The organism is Ferrovibrio sp. (assembly GCF_965278975.1).
GTDB lineage: Bacteria > Pseudomonadota > Alphaproteobacteria > Ferrovibrionales > Ferrovibrionaceae > Ferrovibrio.
On record NZ_OZ257126.1, the window covers coordinates 3,907,319 to 3,931,528 of the forward strand.

The 24,210-nt window shown below is 64.0% G+C and carries 28 protein-coding genes; 24 read left to right on the forward strand and 4 right to left on the reverse strand.

The genetic code is table 11. The annotated features are described in order from the left end of the window. Positions 1-33 precede the first annotated feature (33 nt). Positions 34-651, forward strand: a complete 618-nt coding sequence (locus ACQY7X_RS18560) for a protein-L-isoaspartate(D-aspartate) O-methyltransferase (RefSeq protein WP_428250076.1) — start codon at positions 34-36, stop codon at positions 649-651. Positions 652-712: 61 nt separating this feature from the next. On the opposite strand, the gene ACQY7X_RS18565 is transcribed toward ACQY7X_RS18560, so the two are convergent. Further along, positions 713-1,897 (reverse strand): acyl-CoA dehydrogenase, encoded by a 1,185-nt coding sequence (locus tag ACQY7X_RS18565; protein WP_428246901.1) that lies wholly within the window; start codon positions 1,895-1,897, stop codon positions 713-715. A 214-nt stretch (positions 1,898-2,111) separates the two neighbouring features. Between ACQY7X_RS18565 and ACQY7X_RS18570 the strand changes: the two genes are divergently transcribed. The 20 genes from ACQY7X_RS18570 (at position 2,112) to ACQY7X_RS18665 (ending at position 20,756) form a co-directional block, all read left to right on the forward strand. Then, complete coding sequence (locus ACQY7X_RS18570) at positions 2,112-2,321, forward strand: DUF6898 family protein (RefSeq protein WP_428246902.1); 210 nt, start codon at positions 2,112-2,114, stop codon at positions 2,319-2,321. 23 nt (positions 2,322-2,344) lie between these two features. Then, a complete protein-coding gene (locus tag ACQY7X_RS18575) occupies positions 2,345-3,259 on the forward strand; it encodes an ABC transporter permease subunit (RefSeq protein WP_428246903.1) in 915 nt (304 codons plus the stop codon). Further along, positions 3,259-4,545 carry a high-affinity branched-chain amino acid ABC transporter permease LivM gene (gene livM / locus ACQY7X_RS18580; protein WP_428246904.1) on the forward strand — a complete coding sequence of 429 codons (1,287 nt, stop codon included), beginning with the start codon at positions 3,259-3,261 and terminating at the stop codon, positions 4,543-4,545. Before ACQY7X_RS18575 ends, livM begins: the two co-directional genes overlap by 1 nt. Next, positions 4,542-5,357 carry an ABC transporter ATP-binding protein gene (locus tag ACQY7X_RS18585; RefSeq protein WP_428246905.1) on the forward strand — a complete coding sequence of 272 codons (816 nt, stop codon included), beginning with the start codon at positions 4,542-4,544 and terminating at the stop codon, positions 5,355-5,357. The genes livM and ACQY7X_RS18585 overlap by 4 nt, the downstream gene beginning before the upstream one ends. Next, positions 5,357-6,070, forward strand: a complete 714-nt coding sequence (locus tag ACQY7X_RS18590; RefSeq protein ID WP_428246906.1) for an ABC transporter ATP-binding protein — start codon at positions 5,357-5,359, stop codon at positions 6,068-6,070. Before ACQY7X_RS18585 ends, ACQY7X_RS18590 begins: the two co-directional genes overlap by 1 nt. Next, the gene (locus ACQY7X_RS18595) at positions 6,067-6,411 is read left to right on the forward strand and encodes a DUF6867 family protein (RefSeq protein WP_428246907.1); all 345 of its coding nucleotides are present in this window, start codon (positions 6,067-6,069) and stop codon (positions 6,409-6,411) included. The genes ACQY7X_RS18590 and ACQY7X_RS18595 overlap by 4 nt, the downstream gene beginning before the upstream one ends. A gap of 94 nt (positions 6,412-6,505) precedes the next feature. Beyond that, on the forward strand, positions 6,506-7,606 hold the full coding sequence (locus ACQY7X_RS18600; RefSeq protein ID WP_428246908.1) for a branched-chain amino acid ABC transporter substrate-binding protein: 1,101 nt from the start codon (positions 6,506-6,508) through the stop codon (positions 7,604-7,606). Positions 7,607-8,088: 482 nt separating this feature from the next. Then, positions 8,089-8,523, forward strand: coding sequence for a ribose 5-phosphate isomerase B (gene rpiB / locus ACQY7X_RS18605; RefSeq protein WP_428246909.1), 435 nt, complete (start codon positions 8,089-8,091; stop codon positions 8,521-8,523). Positions 8,524-8,536: 13 nt separating this feature from the next. Continuing rightward, complete coding sequence (gene glyA, locus ACQY7X_RS18610) at positions 8,537-9,829, forward strand: serine hydroxymethyltransferase (protein WP_428246910.1); 1,293 nt, start codon at positions 8,537-8,539, stop codon at positions 9,827-9,829. Positions 9,830-9,856: 27 nt separating this feature from the next. After that, a complete protein-coding gene (gene nrdR / locus ACQY7X_RS18615; protein ID WP_428246911.1) occupies positions 9,857-10,327 on the forward strand; it encodes a transcriptional regulator NrdR in 471 nt (156 codons plus the stop codon). Positions 10,328-10,339: 12 nt separating this feature from the next. Beyond that, positions 10,340-11,458 (forward strand): bifunctional diaminohydroxyphosphoribosylaminopyrimidine deaminase/5-amino-6-(5-phosphoribosylamino)uracil reductase RibD, encoded by a 1,119-nt coding sequence (gene ribD / locus ACQY7X_RS18620; protein WP_428246912.1) that lies wholly within the window; start codon positions 10,340-10,342, stop codon positions 11,456-11,458. A gap of 10 nt (positions 11,459-11,468) precedes the next feature. Then, positions 11,469-12,062, forward strand: a complete 594-nt coding sequence (locus tag ACQY7X_RS18625) for a riboflavin synthase (RefSeq protein WP_428246913.1) — start codon at positions 11,469-11,471, stop codon at positions 12,060-12,062. After that, entirely contained in the window at positions 12,059-13,195 is a 1,137-nt protein-coding gene (ribB, locus tag ACQY7X_RS18630) for a 3,4-dihydroxy-2-butanone-4-phosphate synthase (protein WP_428246914.1), read from the forward strand. The genes ACQY7X_RS18625 and ribB overlap by 4 nt, the downstream gene beginning before the upstream one ends. A gap of 3 nt (positions 13,196-13,198) precedes the next feature. Continuing rightward, on the forward strand, positions 13,199-13,741 hold the full coding sequence (locus tag ACQY7X_RS18635; protein WP_428246915.1) for a 6,7-dimethyl-8-ribityllumazine synthase: 543 nt from the start codon (positions 13,199-13,201) through the stop codon (positions 13,739-13,741). Next, the gene (gene nusB / locus ACQY7X_RS18640) at positions 13,738-14,241 is read left to right on the forward strand and encodes a transcription antitermination factor NusB (RefSeq protein WP_428246916.1); all 504 of its coding nucleotides are present in this window, start codon (positions 13,738-13,740) and stop codon (positions 14,239-14,241) included. The genes ACQY7X_RS18635 and nusB overlap by 4 nt, the downstream gene beginning before the upstream one ends. Before the next feature lie 15 nt (positions 14,242-14,256). After that, positions 14,257-15,237, forward strand: coding sequence for a thiamine-phosphate kinase (gene thiL / locus ACQY7X_RS18645; protein ID WP_428246917.1), 981 nt, complete (start codon positions 14,257-14,259; stop codon positions 15,235-15,237). 39 nt (positions 15,238-15,276) lie between these two features. Then, on the forward strand, positions 15,277-15,735 hold the full coding sequence (locus tag ACQY7X_RS18650) for a hypothetical protein (protein WP_428246918.1): 459 nt from the start codon (positions 15,277-15,279) through the stop codon (positions 15,733-15,735). A 55-nt stretch (positions 15,736-15,790) separates the two neighbouring features. Further along, a complete protein-coding gene (locus ACQY7X_RS18655; RefSeq protein ID WP_428246919.1) occupies positions 15,791-16,999 on the forward strand; it encodes an MFS transporter in 1,209 nt (402 codons plus the stop codon). Positions 17,000-17,201: 202 nt separating this feature from the next. Continuing rightward, the gene (locus ACQY7X_RS18660; RefSeq protein WP_428246920.1) at positions 17,202-19,286 is read left to right on the forward strand and encodes a sodium-translocating pyrophosphatase; all 2,085 of its coding nucleotides are present in this window, start codon (positions 17,202-17,204) and stop codon (positions 19,284-19,286) included. A gap of 339 nt (positions 19,287-19,625) precedes the next feature. Beyond that, positions 19,626-20,756, forward strand: a complete 1,131-nt coding sequence (locus ACQY7X_RS18665; protein WP_428246921.1) for a sialate O-acetylesterase — start codon at positions 19,626-19,628, stop codon at positions 20,754-20,756. Between the two features lie 108 nt (positions 20,757-20,864). On the opposite strand, the gene ACQY7X_RS18670 is transcribed toward ACQY7X_RS18665, so the two are convergent. The 3 genes from ACQY7X_RS18670 to ACQY7X_RS18680 all read right to left on the reverse strand — a co-directional run bounded on the left by ACQY7X_RS18670 (position 20,865) and on the right by ACQY7X_RS18680 (position 22,570). Further along, entirely contained in the window at positions 20,865-21,197 is a 333-nt protein-coding gene (locus ACQY7X_RS18670) for a hypothetical protein (RefSeq protein ID WP_428246922.1), read from the reverse strand. Continuing rightward, positions 21,197-22,036, reverse strand: a complete 840-nt coding sequence (locus tag ACQY7X_RS18675; RefSeq protein WP_428246923.1) for an adenosylcobinamide-GDP ribazoletransferase — start codon at positions 22,034-22,036, stop codon at positions 21,197-21,199. Before ACQY7X_RS18675 ends, ACQY7X_RS18670 begins: the two co-directional genes overlap by 1 nt. Positions 22,037-22,111: 75 nt before the next feature. Next, the gene (locus ACQY7X_RS18680; RefSeq protein WP_428246924.1) at positions 22,112-22,570 is read right to left on the reverse strand and encodes an outer membrane protein assembly factor BamE; all 459 of its coding nucleotides are present in this window, start codon (positions 22,568-22,570) and stop codon (positions 22,112-22,114) included. A 105-nt stretch (positions 22,571-22,675) separates the two neighbouring features. Between ACQY7X_RS18680 and ACQY7X_RS18685 the strand changes: the two genes are divergently transcribed. From ACQY7X_RS18685 to rpmF, 3 genes are all read left to right on the forward strand, one after another. After that, entirely contained in the window at positions 22,676-23,218 is a 543-nt protein-coding gene (locus tag ACQY7X_RS18685) for a ubiquinol-cytochrome C chaperone family protein (protein WP_428246925.1), read from the forward strand. A 112-nt stretch (positions 23,219-23,330) separates the two neighbouring features. Beyond that, the gene (locus ACQY7X_RS18690) at positions 23,331-23,909 is read left to right on the forward strand and encodes a YceD family protein (protein ID WP_428246926.1); all 579 of its coding nucleotides are present in this window, start codon (positions 23,331-23,333) and stop codon (positions 23,907-23,909) included. A gap of 105 nt (positions 23,910-24,014) precedes the next feature. Next, entirely contained in the window at positions 24,015-24,200 is a 186-nt protein-coding gene (gene rpmF / locus ACQY7X_RS18695) for a 50S ribosomal protein L32 (protein WP_428246927.1), read from the forward strand. Positions 24,201-24,210 lie beyond the last annotated feature (10 nt).

Below are 24,210 nucleotides of genomic sequence, written 5' to 3' on the forward strand. Positions count from 1 at the left end.
ACGCCGGTCGATCCGCGCGTCATCCAGCTGATCATGGAGCTGCGGCACCAGGGCATCAAGGATACCCGCGTGCTCTCGGCCATCGAACGGGTGCCGCGCGACCGCTTCGTGCCGTCGCAGTTTCAGGAACATGCCTACGAGAATATCGCGCTGCCGATCACCCAGGGCCAGACCATCAGCCAGCCCTATGTGGTGGCGTTCATGACCGAGGCGCTGCAGCTTGGCGACCGCATGAAGGTGCTGGAAATCGGCACCGGCTCGGGCTACCAGACCGCGGTGCTGACCCGGCTCTGCCGCCGCGTCTATACCATCGAGCGTTACCGCTCGCTGCTGCTCCAGGCCGAGCGCCGGCTCACCGATCTCGATATCACCAATGTCACCGCCAAGCTCGGCGACGGCAACAAGGGCTGGACCGAGCAGATGCCGTTCGACCGCATCCTGGTGACGGCGGCAGCCGACAAGCGGCCCGACAGCCTGATCGATCAGCTTTCACCGCAAGGCGGCATCCTGGTCGCACCCGTCGGCCAGACCGACGCGGCGCAGGACGTGATCCGCTACACCCGCGACGGCCTCACCGTGCATGAGGAAAAGCTGCTGCCGGTGCGCTTCGTGCCGCTCTTGCCCGGCATCGCCAAGGAAGCGGCGGGGTAGATAAGAAAAGACACTCGTGGATGGCCCGGCTTGGCCGGGCCATCCACGCTTTTTTTGTGTCTTACGAAAACGCCTGAATGCCTGTAATCGCGCGGCCGAGGATCAGGGCGTGCACGTCGTGGGTACCTTCGTAGGTATTCACGGTTTCCAGGTTCACCATGTGGCGGATGACGTGGAAATCCTCGTGGATGCCGTTGCCGCCATGCATGTCGCGGGCGACGCGGGCGATCTCGAGCGCCTTGCCGCAGGAATTGCGCTTGATCAGCGAGATCATTTCCGGCGCTGCCTTGCCTTCATCCTTGAGCCGGCCGACACGCAGGCAGGCGGAGAGGCCCAGCGTGATTTCGGTCTGCATGTTGGCGAGCTTGAGCTGCACCAGCTGCGTCGCGGCCAGCGGGCGGCCGAACTGCTTGCGGTCGAGCGTATACTGCCGCGCCTGGTGCCAGCAGGCTTCCGCCGAACCCATGGCGCCCCAGGCGATGCCGTAGCGGGCATTGTTGAGGCAGCCGAACGGGCCCTTGAGGCCCTGCACGTTGGGAAGCCAGTTCTCATCCGGCACGAACACATCGTCCATGACGATTTCGCCGGTGATCGAGGCACGTAAGCTGATCTTGCCCTGGATCTTCGGCGCCGAGAGGCCCTTCATGCCCTTGTCCAGCACGAAGCCGCGGATGATGCCGTCCTCGGTCTTGGCCCAGACCACGAACACATCGGCGATTGGCGCGTTGGAAATCCACATCTTGCTGCCGGTCAGCTTGTAGCCGCCGGGCACCTTCACGGCGCGGGTCTTCATGCTGCCCGGATCGGAGCCGGCATCCGGCTCGGTGAGGCCGAAGCAGCCGATCCATTCGCCGGTGGCGAGCTTGGGCAGATACTTCTGGCGGGTTTCCTCGGTGCCATAGGCATGGATCGGATGCATCACCAGGCTGGACTGCACGCTCATCATCGAGCGGTAGCCGCTGTCGACGCGCTCGACCTCGCGGGCGATCAGGCCGTAGGAGACATAATTGGTGCCGGCGCAGCCATAGCCGTCGATGGTGGAGCCGAGTAGGCCAAGTTCGCCCATCTCGCGGAAGATCGCCGGATCGGTCTTTTCCTCGCGGAAGGCTTCTTTCACCCGTGGCAGCAGCTTAGCCTGTGCATAATCACGCGCGGTGTCGCGCACCATGCGCTCTTCCTCGGTCAGCTCGGCATCCAGCAGCAGCGGGTCGTCCCACTGGAAGGGGGGGAGGGTGTTGGTGGCCATCGCGTCTATCCTCTCGGGACTCTCATTTCGGGTTGCTTCTGACTCGGCCGGTTCCGGCGGGCGCGAAGCCTATACCAAGCCCAGGGCCTTGGGAAGAAAGCCCATCCATTGATGGTTGACGCCCGGTTTTACGCCAAAAATTTTTGCTGCTTAAACTTGTGGATAGAGTGCGAAAATGTAGCGATACAATGCGTAAAATGGTAACACGGATGGCATGACAGGGACGCAAGGCGGCAGACCGGGCGACGAGGTAATCGTCGAGTTCATCCGGCTCGGTTCGGCACTCAAGGTGGTGGCGGTGGATACCGTTACCGGCCTGGAAGTGTCGATGGTGGGTGACCCGCGCCGTTCGCCTGAGGAAATGAAACGCCTCGCCGCGCAGAAACTGCGCTTCGTCCTGGCCAAGAAACAGCAGGGACAATAGCGCAGCCGGACCGGCGGGGGACGATGGAATATTTCCTGCAGCAGTTGATCAACGGCGTCACGCTCGGCGCGGTCTATGCCCTCATCGCCATCGGCTACACGATGGTCTACGGCATCATTGGCATGATCAATTTCGCTCATGGCGAAATCTACATGATCGGCGCCTTCATCGCCGTGATTACCTTCTCGATCCTTGGCTTGGTCGGCATCACCTGGGTGCCGCTGGCGCTGCTGATCGTACTGGCCGCTTCCATGATCCTCACCGGCCTCTATGGCTGGACCGTCGAGCGCGTCGCCTATAGGCCGCTGCGCGGCTCGTTCCGCCTGGCGCCGCTGATCTCCGCCATCGGCATGTCGATCTTCCTGCAGAACTATGTGCAGATCGCCCAGGGCGCCAAGATCAAGCCGTTGCAGCCGATGATCCGCGGTGGCGTCGAATTGCTGCATGGCGATGGCTTCTCGGTCAATCTGAGCTACCTGCAGATGATCATCATTGCGCTTACCGTGGCGCTGATGATCGGCTTCACCTGGCTGATCCAGGCCACGCCCTTAGGCCGCGCCCAGCGCGCCACCGAGCAGGACCGCCTGATGGCCGGGCTGCTGGGGGTGAATACCGACCGCACCATCTCGCTCACCTTCGTGCTCGGCGCCGTGCTGGCCGCCGTCGCCGGTGTGATGGTGACGCTGTATTACGGCGTGGTGGATTTCTATATCGGCTTCCTGGCCGGCCTGAAGGCCTTCACGGCGGCCGTGCTCGGCGGCATCGGCAGCCTGCCCGGCGCCATGCTCGGCGGGCTGCTCATCGGCCTGATCGAGGCGCTGTGGTCGGCCTATTTCAGCATCGAATACAAGGATGTCGCGGCCTTCTCGATCCTGGTCATCGTGCTGATCTTCCGACCCACCGGGCTGCTCGGCCGGCCGGAAGTGGAGAAGGTGTGATGACGCTCCAGGCCCGCCTCAAGGATGCCATCCTCGCCGGTCTGGTGGCCGGCGTGCTGGCCCTGCCGCTGCTCGGTTTCGAGACTGTCGATACCGGTGGCCCGCTGGGTATCAAGACGCGGTGGCATCTGGTGTTCTATGCCGCCGCCGGTGTTTTCATCGGTCGCCTGGGATTGATGCTGCTGCTCGACTGGCGCCGTGGCCGCGTGCAGCCCCAGGCACAGAGCAAGAAGCGCGACTTGATGGCGGAGTTGGGCCGCAAGGCCGATACCTGGCTGATGCCGGCGCTGATCGCCTTTGCCCTGATCCTGCCGACGCTGCCGTTTGCCGACCGCACCGTGGTCGATCTCGGCACCGTGGTGCTGATCTATGTGATGCTTGGCTGGGGCCTCAATATCGTCGTCGGCCTCGCCGGCCTGCTCGATCTCGGCTATGTCGCCTTCTATGCCGTGGGGGCCTATTCCTACGCGTTGCTGTCGAAGAATTTCGGCCTGAATTTCTGGGAATGTCTGCCGCTGGCCGGCCTGTTCGCTGCACTATTCGGCGTCGCGCTCGGCTTCCCGGTGCTGCGCCTGCGCGGCGATTACCTCGCCATTGTCACCCTCGGCTTCGGTGAAATCATCCGCATCGTGCTGCTGAACTGGCAGAAACTCACCGGCGGCCCGAACGGCATTTCCGGTATCCAGCGCCCCAGCTTCTTCGGCTATCCGTTCAGCGCCAATCCGCCGGAAGGCACCACATCCTTCCACCAGTTATTCGGCCTCGAATTCGCGTCCACGCACCGCATCGTTTTCCTCTATTACCTGATCCTGGCGCTGGCATTGCTGACCAATCTGTTCACCCAGCGCATCCGCAAGCTGCCAGTGGGCCGCGCCTGGGAAGCCTTGCGCGAGGATGAAATCGCCTGCCGCGCGCTCGGCATCAATCCGACCAATACCAAGCTGACCGCCTTTGCCATCGGCGCCATGTTCGGCGGTTTCGCCGGCAGCTTCTTCGCCACGCGCCAGGGCTTCATCAGCCCGGAAAGTTTCACCTTCATCGAATCCGCCGTGATCCTGGCCATCGTTGTGCTGGGCGGCATGGGCAGCCAGGCCGGCATCGTGCTGGCGGCTGCCTTCCTCACGCTGCTGCCGGAACTGGCACGCGAATTCTCGCTGTTCCGCATGCTGGCCTTCGGCCTCGCCATGGTGCTGATCATGGTGTGGCGGCCGCAGGGCCTGCTGGCGCATCGTGAACCGACCATGCGGCTTGCGAAAGCCGGAGCTGGCGGGGGAGGCGGGCCATGAGTCACCTGCTCAAGGTCGAGCATCTCACCATGCGCTTCGGCGGCCTGGTGGCGGTGGACAATGTGTCCTTCACCGCACAGCCGCGCCAGATCACCGCCGTGATCGGCCCCAATGGCGCCGGCAAGACCACGGTGTTCAACTGCATCGCCGGCTTCTACAAGCCGACCATCGGGCGTTTGAGCCTGATGAACGACGGCACCGAGTATCTGCTGGAACGCATGCAGGGGCATGATATTCCCAGGCTCGCCCGGGTGGCGCGCACGTTCCAGAATATCCGCCTGTTTCCACAGATGACGGTGCTGGAAAACCTGATCGTGGCGCAGCATAACAAGCTGATGCGCGCTTCGGGCTATACCTTGCTCGGGCTGTTCGGCTGGCGCGGCTATGCCAGAGCCGAGAAGGCCGCTGTCGAACAGGCACGCTACTGGCTGAACCAGACGCAGTTGACCGACATGGCCGACACACCCGCCGGCAGCCTGCCTTATGGCGGCCAGCGCCGGTTGGAAATCGCCCGCGCTATGTGTACCGAGCCGGTGCTGCTCTGCCTTGATGAGCCTGCTGCCGGCCTCAATCCGCGCGAAAGCGCCGACCTGAACAACCTGCTGCAATTCATCCGCGACCAGCATGGCTGCGGCGTGCTGCTGATCGAGCATGACATGAGCGTGGTGATGCAGATTTCCGACCATGTGGTGGTGCTGGATTACGGCAAGAAGATCGCCGATGGCACGCCGGAGCAGGTGCGCTCCGATCCCACCGTCATCAAGGCTTATCTGGGTGAGGATTTCGGCGTTGAAGAAGCGGGGGCGGCCTGATGCTCTCGATCAGCGGGATCCACAGCTATTACGGCGCCGTCCACGCTCTCAAAGGCGTGGACATGGAAGTGCAGCAGGGCGAGATCGTGGCCCTGATCGGCGCCAACGGCGCCGGGAAATCCACCTTGCTGATGAGCATCTGCGGCCACCCGAAGCCGCGCAAGGGCGATATCCGCCTGCAGGGCGAAAGCCTGCTGGGCGTGCCGATGCATAATCTGGTACGGCGCGGCCTGGCCCATGCCCCGGAAGGCCGCCGCATTTTTCCGCGCATGACAGTGCTGGAGAATCTGCGCATGGGCGCGGTGGCCGGCGATCCGGCACATTTCGACAGCGACCTCGAACGTGTCTATGGCTTGTTCCCGCGCCTGAAGGAGCGCAGCGAGCAGCGCGGCGGCACGCTCTCGGGCGGCGAACAGCAGATGCTGGCAATTGCCCGCGCGCTGATGAGCCGGCCGCGCCTGCTGCTGCTGGATGAACCCTCGCTCGGTCTGGCGCCCCTGGTGGTGCGGCAGATTTTCTCGATCATCGAGGAGATCAACAAGCGCGACGGCGTTACCGTGCTGCTGGTGGAACAGAATGCCTATCACGCGCTCCGGCTGGCGCATCGCGGCTATGTGCTGGTGAACGGCAGCATCACCATGAGCGGCTCCGGGGCTGATCTGTTGGCGGACGAACAGATACGCGCGGCTTACCTGGAAGGAGGCCATGGATGAGCGCGCTGGTTGGTTCCTCGGCCTGGGTTTTCTTCGGCTTCACCCTGCTGCTGGTCGGCGGCTGCGCCTTCCTGATGGGGCAGGCGGTGGCTTCCACCTGGCGGCCGGCCTGGCAGATTCTGCCCTACAGCATCCTGCTAGCGCTGGCCGACCGTTTCCTGGTCTTCGGCCTGTTCGGCGGCCAGCTTGGTGCCGTGCTGCCCTTCATTTTCGTCAGTCTGCTGCTGCTGGTGCTGGCCGGCACCGGCTTCCGGCTGACCCGGGTAGACATGATGGTACGACAATACCCCTGGCTCCATGAACGGGCCGGGCTATTCGCGTGGCGCGATAAAACATCGTGATCTGCTATCGGCTGGTTGCTGCTTTTGGAGTGAACGTCTACAGTTTCTTCATCCGCAACCCCTTTTCGTCTCAAACAACTGGGAGGTTCGACACATGCGTACGCTTTCACTCGGTCTTGGCTTTGCCGCCGCTCTTGGCCTGATGGCCGGCGCCGCGCAAGCGCAGATCAAGATTTCGCTCAACGGCCCGCTCACCGGTCAGCTTGCCTCCTTCGGCGAGCAGATGAAGAAGGGCGCCGAGATGGCAGTGGCCGACCTCAATGCCGCCGGCGGCGTCAACGGCCAGAAAATCACGCTGCTGTTCGGCGACGACCAGTGCGATCCGAAGCAGGCGGTCGCGGTGGCCAACAAGTCGGCGCAGGAAAAGGTCGCCGTGGTGATCGGCCACTTCTGCTCGGGCTCCTCGATCCCGGCTTCTGATGTCTACAAGGAAGAAAACATCCTGCAGATCTCGCCGGCTTCGACCAATCCGAAGTTCACGGATCGCGGCTACAACAACACCTTCCGCGTCTGCGGCCGCGACGACCAGCAGGGCATGGTGGCCGGCGACTACATCGCCGACAAGTTCAAGGGCAAGAAGGTCGCCATCCTGCATGACAAGACCGCCTATGGTCAGGGTCTTGCGGATGAAACCCGCAAGACCCTGAACGCCAAGGGCGTGAAGGAAACCCTCTACGAAGCCATCACCGCCGGTGAAAAGGATTACTCGGCGCTGATCTCGAAGATGAAGGCGGCTGGTATCGAGCTGATCTATCTCGGCGGCTACCATCCGGAAGCTGGCCTGATCGTGCGCCAGGCCAAGGAGCAGGGCCTCAATGCCCCGCTGATGGGCGGTGACGCGCTGGTCGACAAGCAGCTCTGGGCGATTTCCGGCACCGCCGGCCAGGGTACCCTGATGACCTTCGACGCCGATCCGCGTAAGAACCCGGTGGCGAAGCCGATCGTGGATAAGTTCAAGGCCGGTGGCTACGATCCGGAGGGCTACACCCTCTATACCTATGCTGCCATCCAGGTCTGGGCGCAGGCCGCCACCACCGCCAAGTCGGTCAAGACCGCGGATGTGGAGAAGGCGATGCGTGCCGGCACCTTCAAGACCGTGCTGAACGACATCAAGTTCGACAAGAAGGGCGACACCACCAGCCCGGCCTACAAGGTCTATGTCTGGAAGGACGGCGCCTACGACTATGTGAACTAAATCCGGTTCACGGATAGTTCCGGGAAAGCCCGGCGGGAAACCGCCGGGCTTTTTCTTTCCCTACACCCTTGTCACCCTCGCGAAGGCGAGGGTCCCATTTAGGTTCTGAAAAACCATTCAGTTCCTCGAAAAAATGGGATACCCGCTTTCGCGGGTATGACGGGTAACGAATTTTACCGTTTCCGCGCCCCCCAGAGCCACAATCTGGGGCTCTACCCCCAGAGTCATAGTCTGGTGTCCTGCTGTAGCTCGTCATCCCCGGGCGTGCCCCGGGGATCTCAACCCGGAAAAGGCCACTTAATGCCACGCGGCAGGAGATTCCCGGCTCAGGGCCGGGAATGACAAGGCTGTATGTAGAATACCTCGCCGGCTTGATGGAGGCGGAAGCCCTCATTTGCCTTGTGGTGGGTATTGGCTCCCGGCACCGGATATTGTAGTTTCCGGCCATCCTGACCATCCCAGCCCCCGGAGGCAGCCTGCCCATGTCGAAGCCTGTGATCGCCGTGGCCTCCGACCATGCCGGCTTCGAGCTGAAGGGCATCCTGAAAGCCGAGCTTGAAGCCCAGGGCCATGGCGTGCTGGACCTCGGCACGAACGGCCCGGATAGCGTCGATTACCCCGATTTCGGCCGTGCCATCGGCGAGGCCGTGGCGGGCGGCAAGGCGCAGTTCGGCGTCGCCGTTTGCGGCTCCGGCATCGGCATCTCGATTGCCGCCAACCGGGTGCCGGGCTGCCGTGCCGCCCTGGTGCATGATGCGCTCTCGGCGCGGCTCAGCCGGTTGCACAACGATGCCAATGTGATTGCGCTCGGCGCCCGCCTGATCGGCGTCGACACGGCAAAGGATTGCCTCGCCGTATTCCTCAACACCGCCTTTGAAGGTGGCCGCCATGCCCGGCGTGTCGCCAAGCTTGCCTGAAGGAGTAACCGCCATGTCCGCCACCAAGCCTGCCGTCACCCATGCCGGTTTCTTCGAGCGCAGCCTGGAGCAGTCCGATCCGGCGCTGTTCAAGGCGATCACCGAGGAACTCGGCCGCCAGCGCGAGCAGATCGAACTGATCGCGTCGGAAAACATCGTCAGCCGCGCCGTGCTGGAAGCCCAGGGCTCGGTGATGACTAACAAGTATGCCGAAGGCTATCCTGGCCGCCGCTATTACAATGGCTGCGAGTTCGTCGATATCGCCGAGGAACTGGCCATCGAGCGCGCCAAGAAGCTGTTCAATTGCGGCTTCGCCAATGTGCAGCCCCATTCCGGCGCCCAGGCCAACCAGGCGGTGTTCATGGCCTGCCTGAAGCCGGGCGACACCTTCATGGGCCTGGATCTTGCCGCCGGCGGCCATCTCACCCATGGCTCGCCCGCCAACCAGTCGGGCAAGTGGTTCAACGTGGTGAGCTACACCGTCGGTGCGGACGATCATCTGATCAACATGGATGAAGTCGCCAAGCTGGCCGAACAGCATAAGCCGAAGCTGATCATCGCCGGCGGCTCGGCCTATCCGCGCTTCTGGGATTTCGCCCGTTTCCGTGCCATTGCCGACAGCATCGGCGCCATCTTCATGGTCGACATGGCGCATTTCGCCGGTCTGGTGGCGGGCGGCGTGCATGCCAGCCCGTTCCCGCATGCCCATATCGCCACCACCACTACGCACAAGACCCTGCGCGGCCCGCGCGGCGGCATGGTGCTGACCAATGACGAGGCGCTGGCCAAGAAGATCAATTCGGCGGTGTTCCCCGGCCTGCAGGGCGGCCCGCTGATGCATGTGATCGCCGCCAAGGCGGTGGCCTTTGGTGAAGCCCTGACGCCGGAATTCCGTGCCTATGCCGCTGCCGTGGTGGAGAATGCCAAGGCGATGGCCGGCGCGCTGATGGAGCGCGGCTACAATCTCACCTCGGGCGGCACCGACAACCACCTGATGCTGGTGGACCTGCGCTCCAAGGGCCTGAAGGGCAATGTGGTGGTGGAGGCGCTGGAACGCGCCCGCATCACCGCCAACAAGAATGGCGTGCCGTTCGATCCGGAAAAGCCGATGGTGACGTCCGGCGTACGCGTCGGCAGCCCGGCCGGCACCACGCGCGGCTTTGGCGCCGCCGAGTTCCGCCAGATCGGCCAGTTGATGGCTGATGTGATGGATGGCCTGGTGGCCAAGACCAACGATAACAGCGCCGTCGAGCGCGCGGTGGCCGAGAAGGTGGTGGCGCTCTGCCACCGCTTCCCGATCTACTAAAAGCACAGGGCAGGGGAGAAGCGTTTCATGCGGTGTCCGTTCTGCGGCAATGACGATACCCAGGTGAAGGATTCGCGGCCGACCGAGGATAACTCGTCGATCCGCCGGCGCCGCTTCTGCCCCAATTGCGCCGCGCGCTTCACCACGTTTGAACGCATTCAGTTGCGCGAGCTGACCGTGGTGAAGAAGAACGGCCTCAAGGTGCCGTTCGACCGCGACAAGCTGGCGCGTTCGATTCAGATCGCGACGCGCAAGCGCCCGGTGGACCCCGAGCGTATCGAACGCCTGATCAACGGCATCGTCCGCCGCCTGGAAAGCATGGGTGAGAGCGAGATTGCTTCCGATCAGATCGGCGGCCTGGTGATGGATGGTCTCGCGGCGCTCGACAAGGTCGCCTATGTGCGTTTCGCCTCGGTCTACCGCAATTTCCGCGAAGCCAAGGATTTCGAGGATTTCATCGGCTCGCTGAGCGGCGCCGGCAATCACGACGATGACTGACAGGACCGGACAATGACAGATAGGGCCGCCGCCGCCCGCGATGAACGCTGGATGCGTCTCGCGCTCGGGCTGGCGGCGCGCGGTTTGGGCAACACCTGGCCCAATCCTGCTGTCGGCTGCGTGCTGATCAAGGACGGCCATGTGGTTGGCCGTGGCTTCACTCAAGTTGGCGGTCGGCCCCATGCCGAAACCGTTGCACTCTCGCAGGCCGGTGATGCCGCGCGCGGTGCCACCGCCTATGTCACCCTGGAACCCTGCAGCCACCATGGCCGCACGCCGCCCTGCGCCGAGGCGCTGATCCAGGCCGGCATTGCCCGCTGCGTGGTGGCACTGGAAGATCCCGATCCACGGGTCTCGGGCCAGGGCCTGGAGAAGTTGCGCGAGGCCGGTATTGCCGTCGAGCTTGGCCTGCTTGGCGATGAAGCCGCCGAATTGAACAGCGGCTTCCTGCTGCGGGTGACGCAGAACCGTCCCCTGGTGACGTTGAAACTCGCCACCAGCCTGGATGGCCGCATCGCCACTCATACGCGCGACAGCAAATGGATCACTGATCCGGTCTCGCGCCAGCGCGCCCATCTGCTGCGCGCCCAGCATGATGCGATCATGGTCGGTTCCAACACGGCCTTGCAGGATGATCCGGAACTGACCTGCCGGCTGCCCGGCCTGCCCAAAAGGCCCAATCCGCGCGTGGTGCTGGATGGCCGCCTGCGGTTGCCGCTCACCGCCAGACTGGTCGCCACCGCCCGGCAGCACCCGACCTGGATCGTCTGCCGCGAGGATGCCGATGCCACCCGGCGCGAGGCCTTTGCCGCCTGCGGCGTCGAGGTGATTGCCGTGCCGCCGGCCGAGAACGGGCTGCCTGATATCCGCCAGGCACTGGAAGCCCTGGCCGAGCGCGGCATTACCCGGCTGCTGGTGGAAGGCGGGGGCCAGCTGGCCGCCAGCCTGATCCGCACCGACCTGGCCGACCGGCTGATGTTTTTCCGCGCCCCGGCGGTGATTGGCGGCGACGGCCTGGCCTCAATTGCGGCTTTCGGGGTCGATACCGTAGCGGAAGCCCCCCGCTGGCGCCGGCTCAGGGCCGATATTTTGGCCGATGACCTGCTGGAAACCTTCGCCCGCCCGCTCTAGAACTAGGCCCATGTTTACCGGCATCGTCACCGACATCGGCACCATCACCGCTCGCGAGCAGCGCGGCGATACCCGTTTCCGCATCCGCACCGCGTATGACACCGCGACAATTGCCATCGGCGCCTCCATCGCCTGTTCCGGCGTCTGCCTCACCGTGGTGCAGACCGGGGCCGACTGGTTCGCCGTCGATGTTTCGGCGGAGACACTCTCGCGCAGCAACCTGAGTGGCTGGGGCGAGGGCAGCAAGGTCAACCTGGAACGCTCGCTGCGGGTCGGAGACGAACTCGGCGGTCATATCGTCTCGGGCCATGTCGATGCCCTGGCCGAGGTGGTGGAAGCAAAGCCCGAGGGCGACAGCCTGCGCCTGACCTTCCGCGTGCCGGCTTCGCTGGCAGGCTTCGTCGCCGAGAAGGGCTCGGTGGCGCTGGATGGCGTGTCGCTGACGGTCAATGCCGTGGATGCCGACCGCTTCGGCATCAACCTGATTCCGCATACCCAGGCGGTGACCACCCTGGGCGGCCTGAAACAAGGCTCAAAAGTGAATTTCGAAGTCGATACCTTGGCCCGCTATGTGGCGCGGCTGCGTGATTGGGTGAAGCCGTGAGCGATGATCTGTCAGAACTGAAGCGTTACCTCGCCAATTCCGAAGAGATCATCGCCGAGGCGCGGCGTGGCCGCATGGTGATCCTGGTAGACGAGGAAGATCGCGAGAACGAGGGCGACCTCTATATCCCGGCGGCGAAATGCGATGCCGACGCGATCAACTTCATGGCCCGTTTCGGCCGTGGCCTGATCTGCCTGTCGCTGACCCGCCAGCGTTGCGAGCATCTCAAGCTGCCGCTGATGGCGCAGAACAACGCCTCGCGCCATGGCACCGCCTTCACCGTCTCGATCGAGGCGCGCGAAGGCGTCACCACCGGCATTTCCGCCGCTGACCGTGCCCGCACCATCGAGGTTGCCATCGACCCGGCCAGCCATGCCGCCAGCCTGGCGACGCCCGGCCATATCTTTCCGCTGATGGCGCGCGACGGCGGCACCCTGGTGCGTGCCGGCCATACCGAAGCGGCGGTGGACATTGCCCGGCTTGCCGGTCTCGATCCGTCCGGCGTGATCTGCGAGATCATGAATGACGACGGCACCATGGCCCGGCTGCCGGACCTGGTGAAGTTCGCGCAATTCCATAACCTCAAGATCGGCACCATTGCCGACCTGATCGCCTATCGCCGCCGCCATGACAATCTGGTGCAGCGGGTGGCCGAGGGCGCCATCGACAGCGTCTGGGGCGGCGAATTCAAGATGTTGGTCTACCGCAATACGGTGGAATATGCCGAGCATATCGCCCTGGTAAAGGGCGACGTGTCCTCCGGTGGGCCGGTGATGGTGCGTATGCACGCGATGAATGTGCTGGGCGATCTGCTGGGCGACCATGGCGCCCGTGCCGGTGTGCTGCATGAGGCGATGCGGATGGTCAGCGAAGCCGGCCGCGGTGTGGTAGTGCTGCTGCGCGAGCCACGCCCCACCGCCTTGTCCGACACGCTGCGGCGCAAAATGGGCGAGCCGGTTGAAAACCCCGGCCAACTCCGGGATTATGGCATCGGCGCGCAGATCCTGCTTGATCTTGGGGTCAAGGAGATGATCCTGCTCTCCAACGTACAGAGAACCATCGTCGGCCTGGAAGGCTATGGCCTGACGGTGGCGGAAACGCGGCCTGTCGCGGCGCGCAAGGGGGAGATTTGAGCCATGGTTTCGCGCAAGCCGAAAGCGGGCAAGAAGAAGCCTGCCACCAAGATCAAGAAATTCGCCACCTCGAAGTCGCAGGTGATGGGCAGCCTGTCGCTGGATATCCGCAAGCCGCGCGTGCTGATCATCGAGGCGCGCTTCTACGAGGATATCTCGGATGCGCTGTTCGAGGGCGCCCGCGCCGCCATCGAGGCGTCAGATTTCCATTATGACCGCATCGACGTGCCGGGCGCGCTGGAAATCCCGGCGGCGATCCGCTTCGCCATGAACCGCAAGGGCGACATGGCCTATGACGGCTTCGTTGCACTCGGCTGCGTCATCCGTGGCGAAACCTCGCATTACGATATCGTCTCGAATGAAAGCGCCCGCGCGCTGCAGGATCTGGCGGTGAACCATCAGGCCGCCATCGGCAACGGCATCATCACCGTTGAAAACGAAGAGCAGGCCTGGGAGCGCGCCCGCCCGGACAAGCTCGACAAGGGCGGTGGAGCAGCCCTTGCCTGTGTTGCCATGATCGGGCTGAAGCAGCTTTTCGCATCATGAGCAAACCCGTGCAGGGCGAGGACGTGGTGCCCAAGGGCCCGCGTCCGGCAGGACGCCGTTCCGTCGCCCGTCTTTTCGCCGTTCAGGCGCTTTATGAAATCGAGTTTTCCGGCAAGCCCGCTGAAGGCGTGATCCAGGATTTCCGCGAGGCCCGGCTGGGTCAGGAGATCGAGGGCGAGCAGTTCCGCCAGGCCGATCCGGACTGGTTCGGCGAAGTGGTGCGCGGCACGGTGAAGCGCCAGGCCGAAATCGACGAACAGATCAAGGCGGCGATCCCGCGCGCCGATGCGCTGGAGCGGCTGGAAGCCGTGCTGCGCCTGGCGATCCGTGCCGCCTGCTTCGAGTTGCTGGCGCGGATCGATGTGCCGGCCGGCACCATCATTGATGAATATCTCGGTGTCGTGCGCGCCTTCTTCAGCCCGCGCGAAATCAAGCTGGCGAATGGCGTGCTGGACGGCCTGGCGCGCCGCCTGCGCCCGAACGAATTCACGCCGCGCTGACCGGGGACGGCTGCCATGCCGCTCGGGGAATTCGAACTGATCGAGCAATATCTGGCGCCGCTGAGCGCCGGGCTGCCGGGCGCCTTCGGACTCAAGGACGATGCCGCCTGCCTCAGTATTCCGGCAGGCCAGGAATTGGTGCTGACCAGCGATGCCTTTGTCAGCGGCGTGCATTTCCTTGACAGCGACGGACCGGAGCGCATCGCGCGCAAGCTCTTGCGTGTCAACCTCTCCGATCTCGCCGCCAAGGGCGCCAAGCCATACGCTTATCAGCTTGGCCTCGGCCTGCCGCAGGCGCCGGAGCCGGCCTGGATCGCGGCTTTCGCGGCCGGCCTCGCCGCCGATCAGGCGGCGTTCGGCATTCATCTGTCCGGCGGCGACACGGTGAAGTCTCCCGGCGGCATGGTGTTGAACATCACTGCGCTGGGCCTGGTGCCGGCGGGCGGCATGATCCGCCGTGGCGGCGCCAGGGCAGGGGATGCGCTGTTCGTCACCGGCAGCATCGGCGATGCCTGGCTTGGCCTTGAAGCCAAGCTCGGACGTCTGGCGCTGACCGGCCAGGCGGCACGCCATTGCGATCTGCGCCTGCATCTGCCGGAGCCGCGCCTGGGCTTTGGCCGTGGCCTGCGTGGCCTGGCCCATGCCGCCATGGATGTCTCGGACGGTCTGCTGCAGGATGCGGGACATTTGAGCCGCACCGCCGGCTTAGGCGTCGAGATCATGGCGGCCAGTGTGCCACTATCTGAAACCGGACGCGCGTTGCCGGACTTGCTGCCCAACCTGCTGGCGGGTGGCGATGATTATGAAATCCTGTTTGCCGCCCCGCCGGAAATGGCTTCAGCCATCCAGGCACTCGGCGAAGCCACCGCCACGCCGGTCAGCCATATCGGCAGGATGGTGCCGGAACCCGGCCTGCGGCTATTGGATGCGGCAGGCCAGCCCCTGGTCATCCAGGCTGGGCCGGGGCCTGGCCTGGGCGGCTATCAACATTTCTGAACTGGGGTTAGAGTCGGGTCTTAAGGACTCGAGGCTGCCGTGAACAAGATGGTGCTCATCATCGTCGCTGTTGTGGTGCTGCTGGCGCTCGGCGGCGGCGGCGCGGCGGCGTATTTCCTGGTCTTCGCCAAGAAGCCTGCCGAGGTTGTGGAGGAAGCCCCACCGCCGGCGCCGGTGAAACGCCCGGCCTTCATCCCGCTTGATCCGTTCTCGGTCTGGGTCGAGCCGGAAGGGCAGAAGCCGCGCGAAGTGATCGTGATCTTCCATCTTGAGGCGCCGCCGGACAACGTGCCGGAGATCAATGCCAAGATGCATCTGCTGCGCGACCGTTATATCCGCGAATTGATGAAGCTGGACCCGGTGAAGGTGCCGATCCGGTTCGAGGCCAAGGACCTCGTCCAGCTCAAGAACATACTGCGCCAGCCGACCGAGGATGTGATGGGTAAGGGCGTGGTGACGCAGGTATTGTTGCTCAATGTCATCTCGCCGCTGAAGTAGCGGCGGTAAGTCTGGGGTCATCTCGCCGCTGAAATAGTGGCAGTTTAGTCAGGATATGTCCGTGAGTGTTTCCCATTTGGCCGAAGCGGCCGCGAAGCGCAATGTATTCCTGCTGGCGGCCTGCATGGCGCTCGGCAATTCCGCCAACATGCTGCAGGTGACGCTGGGCGGTCTGGTTGGCCATATCCTGGTGGATGACAAGGCCTATGCCACACTGCCGGTGACTTTCGTGGTTGCCGGCACGGCATTGTCGACGATACCGGCTTCGATGCTGATGAACCGCGTCGGGCGCAAGCCTGGCTTCGTGCTTGGCTGCCTGCTGGCCGGCGGCGGCTCGTTGCTGGCCGCCCTTGGCGTCTATCTCGGCCTGTTCTGGCTGTTCTGCGCCGGCGCCTTTGTATTCGGCACATCCAATGCCTTCACGCAGCTCTATCGCTTCGCCGCTGCCGATATTTCGCCGCCCAGCTTCAAGAGCCGGGCGATTTCCTGGGTCATGGTTGGCGGCCTCTGCGCTGCGTTCCTTGGCCCGGAAGTAGCCAAATACACCCGCGAGATGCTGTCGCCGCATCTTTTCCTGGCCTCCTATATCGCCGCCGCCATATTGGCCACCCTGGTGCTGGGCGTGCTCGTCTTCGTGCGATTGCCGAACCCGACCGTGGCGGAAATGACCGAGAAGGGCAGGCCGCTGGCCGAGATCGTGCGCCAGCCCAGTTTCATCGTCGCTGCCATGGCCGGCATGTTTGCCTATGGCGTGATGAATCTGATGATGACCGCCACGCCGCTGGCGATGCAGATCTGCGCGCATCCTTTCGCTGACGCCGCCACGGTGATCCAGTGGCACGTCTTCGGCATGTTCTTCCCCAGTTTCTTCACCGGCAACCTGATTGCCCGCTATGGCACGTTGCGCATCATCCTGATCGGCGCGGCACTCAACATCATCTGCATGGCCGTCGCGCTTTCGGGCCAGGAGGTGATGAATTTCCAGCTTGCCCTGGCCTTGCTCGGGGTGGGGTGGAACTTCATGTATATCGGTGCCACCTCGCTGCTCACCGAGGTCTACCGGCCCTCGGAACGGGCCAAGACCCAGGCGCTGAACGACTTCCTGGTTTTCGGCACCGTTGCCCTGGCTTCGCTCGGCTCGGGTAAGCTGTTGTATTTTTACGGCTGGAACTCGGTTTCCATGGCCTCGCTGCCGTTCATCCTGATGGCCGCCCTGGCCGTGGTCTGGCTCATGCTGGTGCGCCGCCACGCTGCCCGTTTATAAGGCTAAGCCCCTAGAATTCCGGCAAAACTAGCCAAACGCTTGTTATTGCGCGCCTAGGCGGTTTCTGGCATCGTCGCCCGCGCAATAGCCCTGGCGGTATGAGTCGGGGCGGGGGCATCCTGCCTGCCTGGAAGCGCCATCGGCGCACCGGACAGGATCAGGAGGAAACGTTTCTAGGGCAATATTTGAGGGGAATCCCGCCATGACCGAGTTGTGGTTCACCATCGTCTGCGGCGTTATCGCCCTGGCGTATGGCTTTGTAACATCAAAATCCGTGCTGTCGGCCTCGCCGGGCAATCAGCGCATGCAGGAAATCGCCGCCGCGATCCAGGAAGGCGCCTCCGCCTACCTGAACCGCCAGTACCGCACCATCGGCATCGTCGGCGCGGTCGTGTTCGTGATCCTGATTTTCGCGCTTGGCGTCAAGGTCGCCATCGGCTTCCTGATCGGTGCCGTGCTCTCGGGCGCCGCCGGCTATATCGGCATGAACGTCTCGGTGCGCGCCAACGTGCGTACCGCTGAAGCTTCGCGCCAGGGCCTTGCCCAGGGCCTCGACATCGCCTTCAAGTCCGGCGCCGTTACCGGCATGCTGGTGGTTGGCCTGGCGCTGCTCGGCGTCGCCGTCTACTACATGGCGCTGAAGAGCATGGGCGCCTCATCGCGCGAAGTCATCGACGCCCTGGTGGCGCTCGGCTTCGGCTCCTCGCTGATCTCGATCTTCGCCCGTCTCGGCGGCGGCATCTTCACCAAGGGCGCCGACGTGGGCGCCGACCTGGTGGGCAAGGTGGAAGCCGGCATCCCGGAAGATGACCCCCGCAACCCGGCCGTGATCGCCGACAACGTGGGCGACAATGTGGGCGACTGCGCCGGCATGGCTGCCGACCTGTTCGAAACCTATGCCGTGACCATCGTGGCCACCATGGTGCTGGCGTCGATCTATTTCGTCGCTGACGCCGCCACCGCCTCGAAGTTCATGCTCTATCCGCTGGTGATCTCGGGCGCCTGCATCATCACCTCGGTGATCGGCACCTACTTCGTCAAGCTCGGCGCTTCCCAGAACATCATGGGCGCGCTCTACAAGGGCCTGATCGTTACTGGTGTGCTGTCGGCCATCGCGTTGTGGCCGATCACCACCTGGATCTTCGGGTCCATGGGGGCCAGCTTCACCGTGGGCGCCAAGAGCTTCACGGCGATGAGCCTGTTCTGGTGCGGCATCGCCGGCCTGATCGTGACGGCGCTGATCGTGGTCGCCACAGAGTATTACACCTCCACCGAATACCGTCCGGTGCGCAGCGTGGCACAGGCCTCGACCACGGGTCACGGCACCAACGTGATCCAGGGTCTCGCGGTTTCGATGGAAGCGACGGCACTGCCGGCGCTCTTCATCGTCATCGGCATCATCGTCACCAATATGCTGGCCGGCCTGCTTGGCATCGCCGTGGCCGTTACCACGATGCTGGCGCTCGCCGGCATGGTGGTGGCGCTCGATGCCTACGGTCCGGTCACCGACAATGCCGGCGGCATCGCCGAAATGTCGGAACTGCCGAAGGACGTGCGCAAGACCACCGACGCGCTCGATGCCGTGGGCAACACCACCAAGGCCGTGACCAAGGGCTATGCCATCGGTTCCGCCGGCTTCGGTTCGCTGGTGCTGTTCGCCGCCTATACGGAAGACCTCAAGTACTTCTTCAAGGGAGTCACCATCGACTTCTCCTTGAGCAATCCGTATGTGGTCGTCGGCCTGCTGATCGGCGGCCTGCTGCCGTACCTGTTCGGCGCCATGGGCATGACCGCTGTCGGCCGCGCTGCCGGCTCGGTGGTGGTCGAGGTCCGTCGCCAGTTCAAGGAGATCAAGGGCATCATGGAAGGCACGGCGAAGCCGGACTATTCCAAGGCCGTTGACCTGCTGACCGCGGCGGCGATCAAGGAAATGATCATCCCCAGCCTGCTGCCGGTGCTCAGCCCGATCGTGCTGTACTTCGTGATCAACGTCATCGCCGGCCAGGCTGCTGCCTTCGCCGCGGTGGGTGCGATGCTGCTCGGCGTCATCGTTACCGGCGTGTTCGTGGCGATCTCCATGACCGCCGGCGGCGGCGCCTGGGACAACGCCAAGAAGTACATCGAAGAGGGCCATCATGGCGGCAAGGGTTCGGATGCCCACAAGGCAGCCGTGACCGGCGACACCGTCGGCGACCCCTACAAGGACACGGCCGGTCCGGCCGTGAACCCGCTGATCAAGATCACCAACATCGTGGCTTTGCTGCTGCTGGCCGTGCTCGCGCACTAAGCCGAAGCGAAAGCCTCAGATCGAAGGGCCGGGAGCAATCCCGGCCCTTCTTTTTTGCCTTTTTCTTTCAAATGTTTCCGCCGTTTTCCAGGCATTATGCAACACCCCGGGGAACAGATTACCCAGTCGACCGGATTGAAGGTTGCATCACCCAGCGATTTCAAATAGGTAGGTCCTATACCCCTGGGCGGATGGTCGGCTTGGCCATTGGTCCTTACAGGGGCGGTGTCTCGGGATTTTATCCCTGGGAGGACATCGCGACCCTGTCCCTACGGGCCGCAAGGCCTGTCATCGCGGCGCGGCGTCAAAGACCGCACCGATGGAACCAGGAAGGTGATTATGGGCGTGACGGCCTTTACTTCTCCCGTCCCCTACGCGGTGTATCAGCGCCGCCTGGCCTGGGCGGACGACATTCACGCGGATTTCGTGGCCGATGCCGGCGCGTTGCCGGGGCGTGCCCTGGTGCCTTTTGCCGGCAGGGCGCTGCCGGATACGACTTATGGCCTGCGGGTCATGACCACGGAATACCCGCGCCAGCACATCATGCCGGAACTGCTGCTGCGTACGGATATGGAAGGCCGCTTCAATGTCACCCTGGCCCTGCCGGCCGGCGGCTGGTACCTGGCCAACCTGCGGCTGGAAGATGAGAGCATCACCGTCGGGCCGTTCGGTGCCGGCGAAGTTTATTTGGTCGCCGGGCAATCCTTTGTCGGCAACTACCATTCCAGCCGCTTGGCGGTGAGCGAGCCGCGCGGCCGGGTGGCGGCGTTCAATCTGCGCAAACGGCAATGGCGTGTCGCCCATGATCCGCAACCAACCCCGGATTTCCCCGATGAGGGCGAAGGGCGCTGGGCGCATGTGAACAAGCTGCAGACCAAGATGCATCTGCAGCAGCGCTTCGATGGCGGCAGCGTGTGGCCGATGGTCGGCGACATGCTGGTGGGCGTGCTGGGCGTGCCAGTGGGCTTCGCCAACATCTCCTTCGGCGGCAGCCCGATCAAGCGTTGGCACCCGGATCATGGCAAGCTGTTCGATATCATGGCGCAGGCGGCGGGCCAGCTTGGCCGTTTCCGAGCCGTGCTGTGGGCGCAGGGCGAAAGCGACGTGGAGAGCGGCCTGGCTGCCGAGGATTGGGGCAAGCGGCTGAAGCAGATCCAGAAATCCCTGGCCGCTGAACTGGATTTCCGGCCCGACTGGCTGGTTGCCAAATCCACCCGGCATCCTTCCGCCTATGATCTGCCGGAGCGTGAGCAGGCGCTGCGCGGGGTTATCGACCGGCTCTGGCGCCATGACCCGGCGGTGTTTCCGGGGGCGGATACCGACCGCCTGATGGGCGACGAGAACCGCGCTGGCATCGGCGACAGCGCTCATTTGAGCGCCGAGGGCCAGCGCCGCGCCGCCTGGCTATGGTTCCACGCCATCATGGCCCATATCGAGCATCGCGAAGCACTGGCGGCAGCGGCTGAGTAATTAAAACAATAAATTACAGCGAGTATCGAATCTGATTGATCAGTTTATGCCGGCTGATTTCGTCGGTTTGTTCCCGTAATGTTTCACGTGAAACACCCGGCGAACACTCTACAGCGGCTTCGGCGGCAGGTCGGCCAGGGCTTCTTCCAGGGCCTCGAAATCGATCCGGGCATTGTTGCAGTTCATGCGGCCGCGCCGCGCCTGGTCGCTGCCGGCATTGATGCCGTTCTGCACGACCGCCGGATTGATATTCAGACGGTCGGTAAGGGTCAGCACACGGCGGGTCAACATCACCGCCCGGTTCGAGTTCATCTTGCATTCGGCGGCGGCGCCGATCACCCGGCCCATCTCGCCCGGCGGCAGGGTTTGCAGGTTGCGGTTCTGGGCCTCGGCAGAAGCCGCGAACAGCAGCAGGAGCAGGGCTGGAAGAAGCTGTCGCATCAATGCACCACGGCGGTGGCGCTGAGCACCAGCAGGATGGCCACTTCGGCCACCTGCTGCGTGGTGCCGAGCAGGCTGTCATTCTGGCCGCCGAGCCGGCGCTGTCCCAGTGCCCGCAGCAGCAGGGCCACCACGGCAATAGCCAGGGCTACCGCCAGCAGCAGTTTCAGGCTGAGCAACAGCAGGCCGCAGAGCGCTGCCAGCGCAGCGGCCTGGATCGCGGCGGTAAGCGGCACGTCATGGTCCAGACTGCCATAATCCAGTCTGGCCGTGGCTTCGTCATGGTCGGCCGGCGCCGGCGGCAGCAGGAACCAGACCCAGACCATGGCGGCGCGCGAGCCGGCACCGGCCAGCACCAGGGCGATGGTCGCCGCCGTGCCGTAGCTCACGGTGGCCTCGAAATCCTCGGCCACCGCCAGCAGGCTGTTGGCCAGATCCTCGATGCCGCTCGCGCGCAAGGCCAGGCAGAGGATCAATGCCAGCACGGCGTTGAGACCCAGGCCGTGCCCTTCCGGTGCCGCGCCGAGCAGGCGGAAGCCACGGAAACCATCGGCCAAGCGGGCGAGGCCGCGTTCATGGCGGCCGCCGGTGAGCAGCACTTCGCCCAGTATTGCCAGCAAGGCGGCACTGCCGATGCCAAGGCCCAGCGTGATGGCGGCCAGGAAGATCAGGCCGCCGAACAGGCCGATCAGGGCGCCGATGAGCGGATAGGCCCAGGCGGCATGGCCGTCATCGCCGGCCTGCTGTTCCAGGTCCTTGCCGAAGGGCAGGGCGGTCAGGCGGCCCAGCGCGATCAGCATGTCGCGCTTGCGGCCAGCCCAGCCGGCAGGGCGTTTCACATGAAAGTTTTCTGGTTCAGGCGCGGTCATGTCATGGCGCAATCATGGCTGCCAGGTATACCGGCTGGCTGCGAATCAGCGGTTGCTGCGGCCGGTATTCTGATTGTTGAAGCGGCCGAAATTGCCAAGCAGCTGCTCCAGGATGGTCATGTCCTTGCCCTTGGTGGGCGTCTCGCGCTCAACGAAGGCGACCTGGCGGCCATCCTTCATGCCGTAGCGCTTGATCTCCTTCACCTTGCCATCCTTGTCGAAGCTGATGGCCAGCACCTGCTGGTCGATCAGTTCCGGTGCCAGGAAGGCCACCGCCTCGGTTTCCGAGGAGATGTAATACCAGGTGGTGCCCCATTGCTGGAACGTCGAGACCGTGGAGGGCGAGCCGATGGCGGCATTGACCTGCGCCTCGCTGCTGCCGAGCTTCACTTCCTTGACCCGATCTTCATCAAGCTGGGCGCCACGGAAATCCTGGCGCGGAGCGCAGGCGACAAGCACGGCGCTGAACAGCGCCAGCAGCAGCAGGGTGCGGGGCGACGACATAAGCATGGGACCGAGACTCGCGCTTGAGACGCCCAGATATTATCCTCTGCCCCCAGGAAACGCAAATTGCCCCATCACTTCAACTGAAGAGTTCCAGGCAGCCAGATGCTTAAGGCGATTAGTTCATTCTTCAAGGCAAAGCAGCCGACCAGTCTGGCGGTGACGCTCTATGGCGCCATCGTCGAGCAGGCGCGCCAGCCCGGCTTCTACCGCGACCGCGGCGTGCCCGATACGCTGGATGGCCGCTTCGACCTGCTGGTACTGCATGCCTTCCTGGTGCTGCGCCGCCTCAACGCCCTGGGTCCAGAGGGCCAGGCCATGGCGCAGGAACTGGCCGACCTGATCTTCACCGACATGGACGGTAATCTGCGCGAAATCGGCGTTGGCGACCTGAGCGTCGGCAAGCGCATCAAGGCCATGGCGAAAGCCTTTTTCGGCCGGTTGACGGTTTATGACCGGGCGCTGGCGGAAGGCGGCGACGAGCTGACCCAGGCGCTGCTGCGCAACCTTTATGGCACGGTGGCCCAGCCCGACCCGGCCCAGGCCGCCCTGGTGGCCGGCTATGTCCGTGCCGCCGACCAGCTGATGGCCGGGCAGGGCGCCGATATCCTGCTCAAAGGTCAGGTTTCGTTCCCTCCGGCGCCGTGATGCTTTAAGGGCCAACCCCTGGTGCTTTAGGGGATTGACCTGGAGGCGCGGCGCCCCTATGGTCCGCCGCCCAAATCGGCATCCCTGAACCTTTTGGCCTGGAGCAGCATCGGTGGCGCAAGCGCCAATCCGTAACGAATTTACCCATCCCCTCGAAGTGGCCCAACTCGGCCCCGAGGGTGTGAGCCTGCGTCTGACTGCTGGCGAATCCGAGCGCCGGGCGCTCGCCCAGCGTTTCGGTATTCTGGGGATTCTGAAGCTGGAAGCGGAAATCCGCGTGCTGCCGCTGGCGGAAGCCGGGCATTACCACCTCTCCGGCCGGCTGGAAGCCGAGGTGGAACAGGCCTGCGTGGTGTCGCTGGAGCCGGTGCGCGAGGTGGTTTCGGAGGCTTTCGAGCGCGGTTTCGCGCCGCCGGAAGCCGTGGCGGCGGCGCTCGCCGCCCTGCCGGAACTGACCGAGGACGAGGCTGAATTACTGGATCCCGATGCCCAGGACCCGCCGGACCCGATTGAGGCCGGTGTGATCGATCTGGGCGAGGTGGTGGCGGAGGAATTGGCGCTGTCGCTCAATCCCTACCCTCGTAAAGAGGGCGCCTCCTGGCCGGCAGGTTATAGCCCGGACCCCGAGCCGGAAGCCAAGGTGAGCCCCTTCGCGGCGCTCGCCAAGCTCAAGCAGGGGACGGAAAAGTAAGGCAAAGCCCTTGGTCCCCGGGGCGCGTGAGAGTATAAGACGGGGATTCTTGGCCCGCTTCGCGAGAAGCGCCGATACAGGTCGATAAGAGATAGAGAGAGTGTCATGGCTGTTCCGAAGAAGAAGAAGTCCAAGTCGAAGCGCGATATGGGTCGTTCGCATGATGCCCTGAAGGGCAGCTCCTTTATGGAATGCACCAATTGCGGCGAGCTGAAGCGCCCGCATCATGTCTGCGGCGCTTGCGGCCATTACGATGGCCGTGAAGTTGTGGCCAAGACTGAAGCCGCCTAATCAGCGCGAT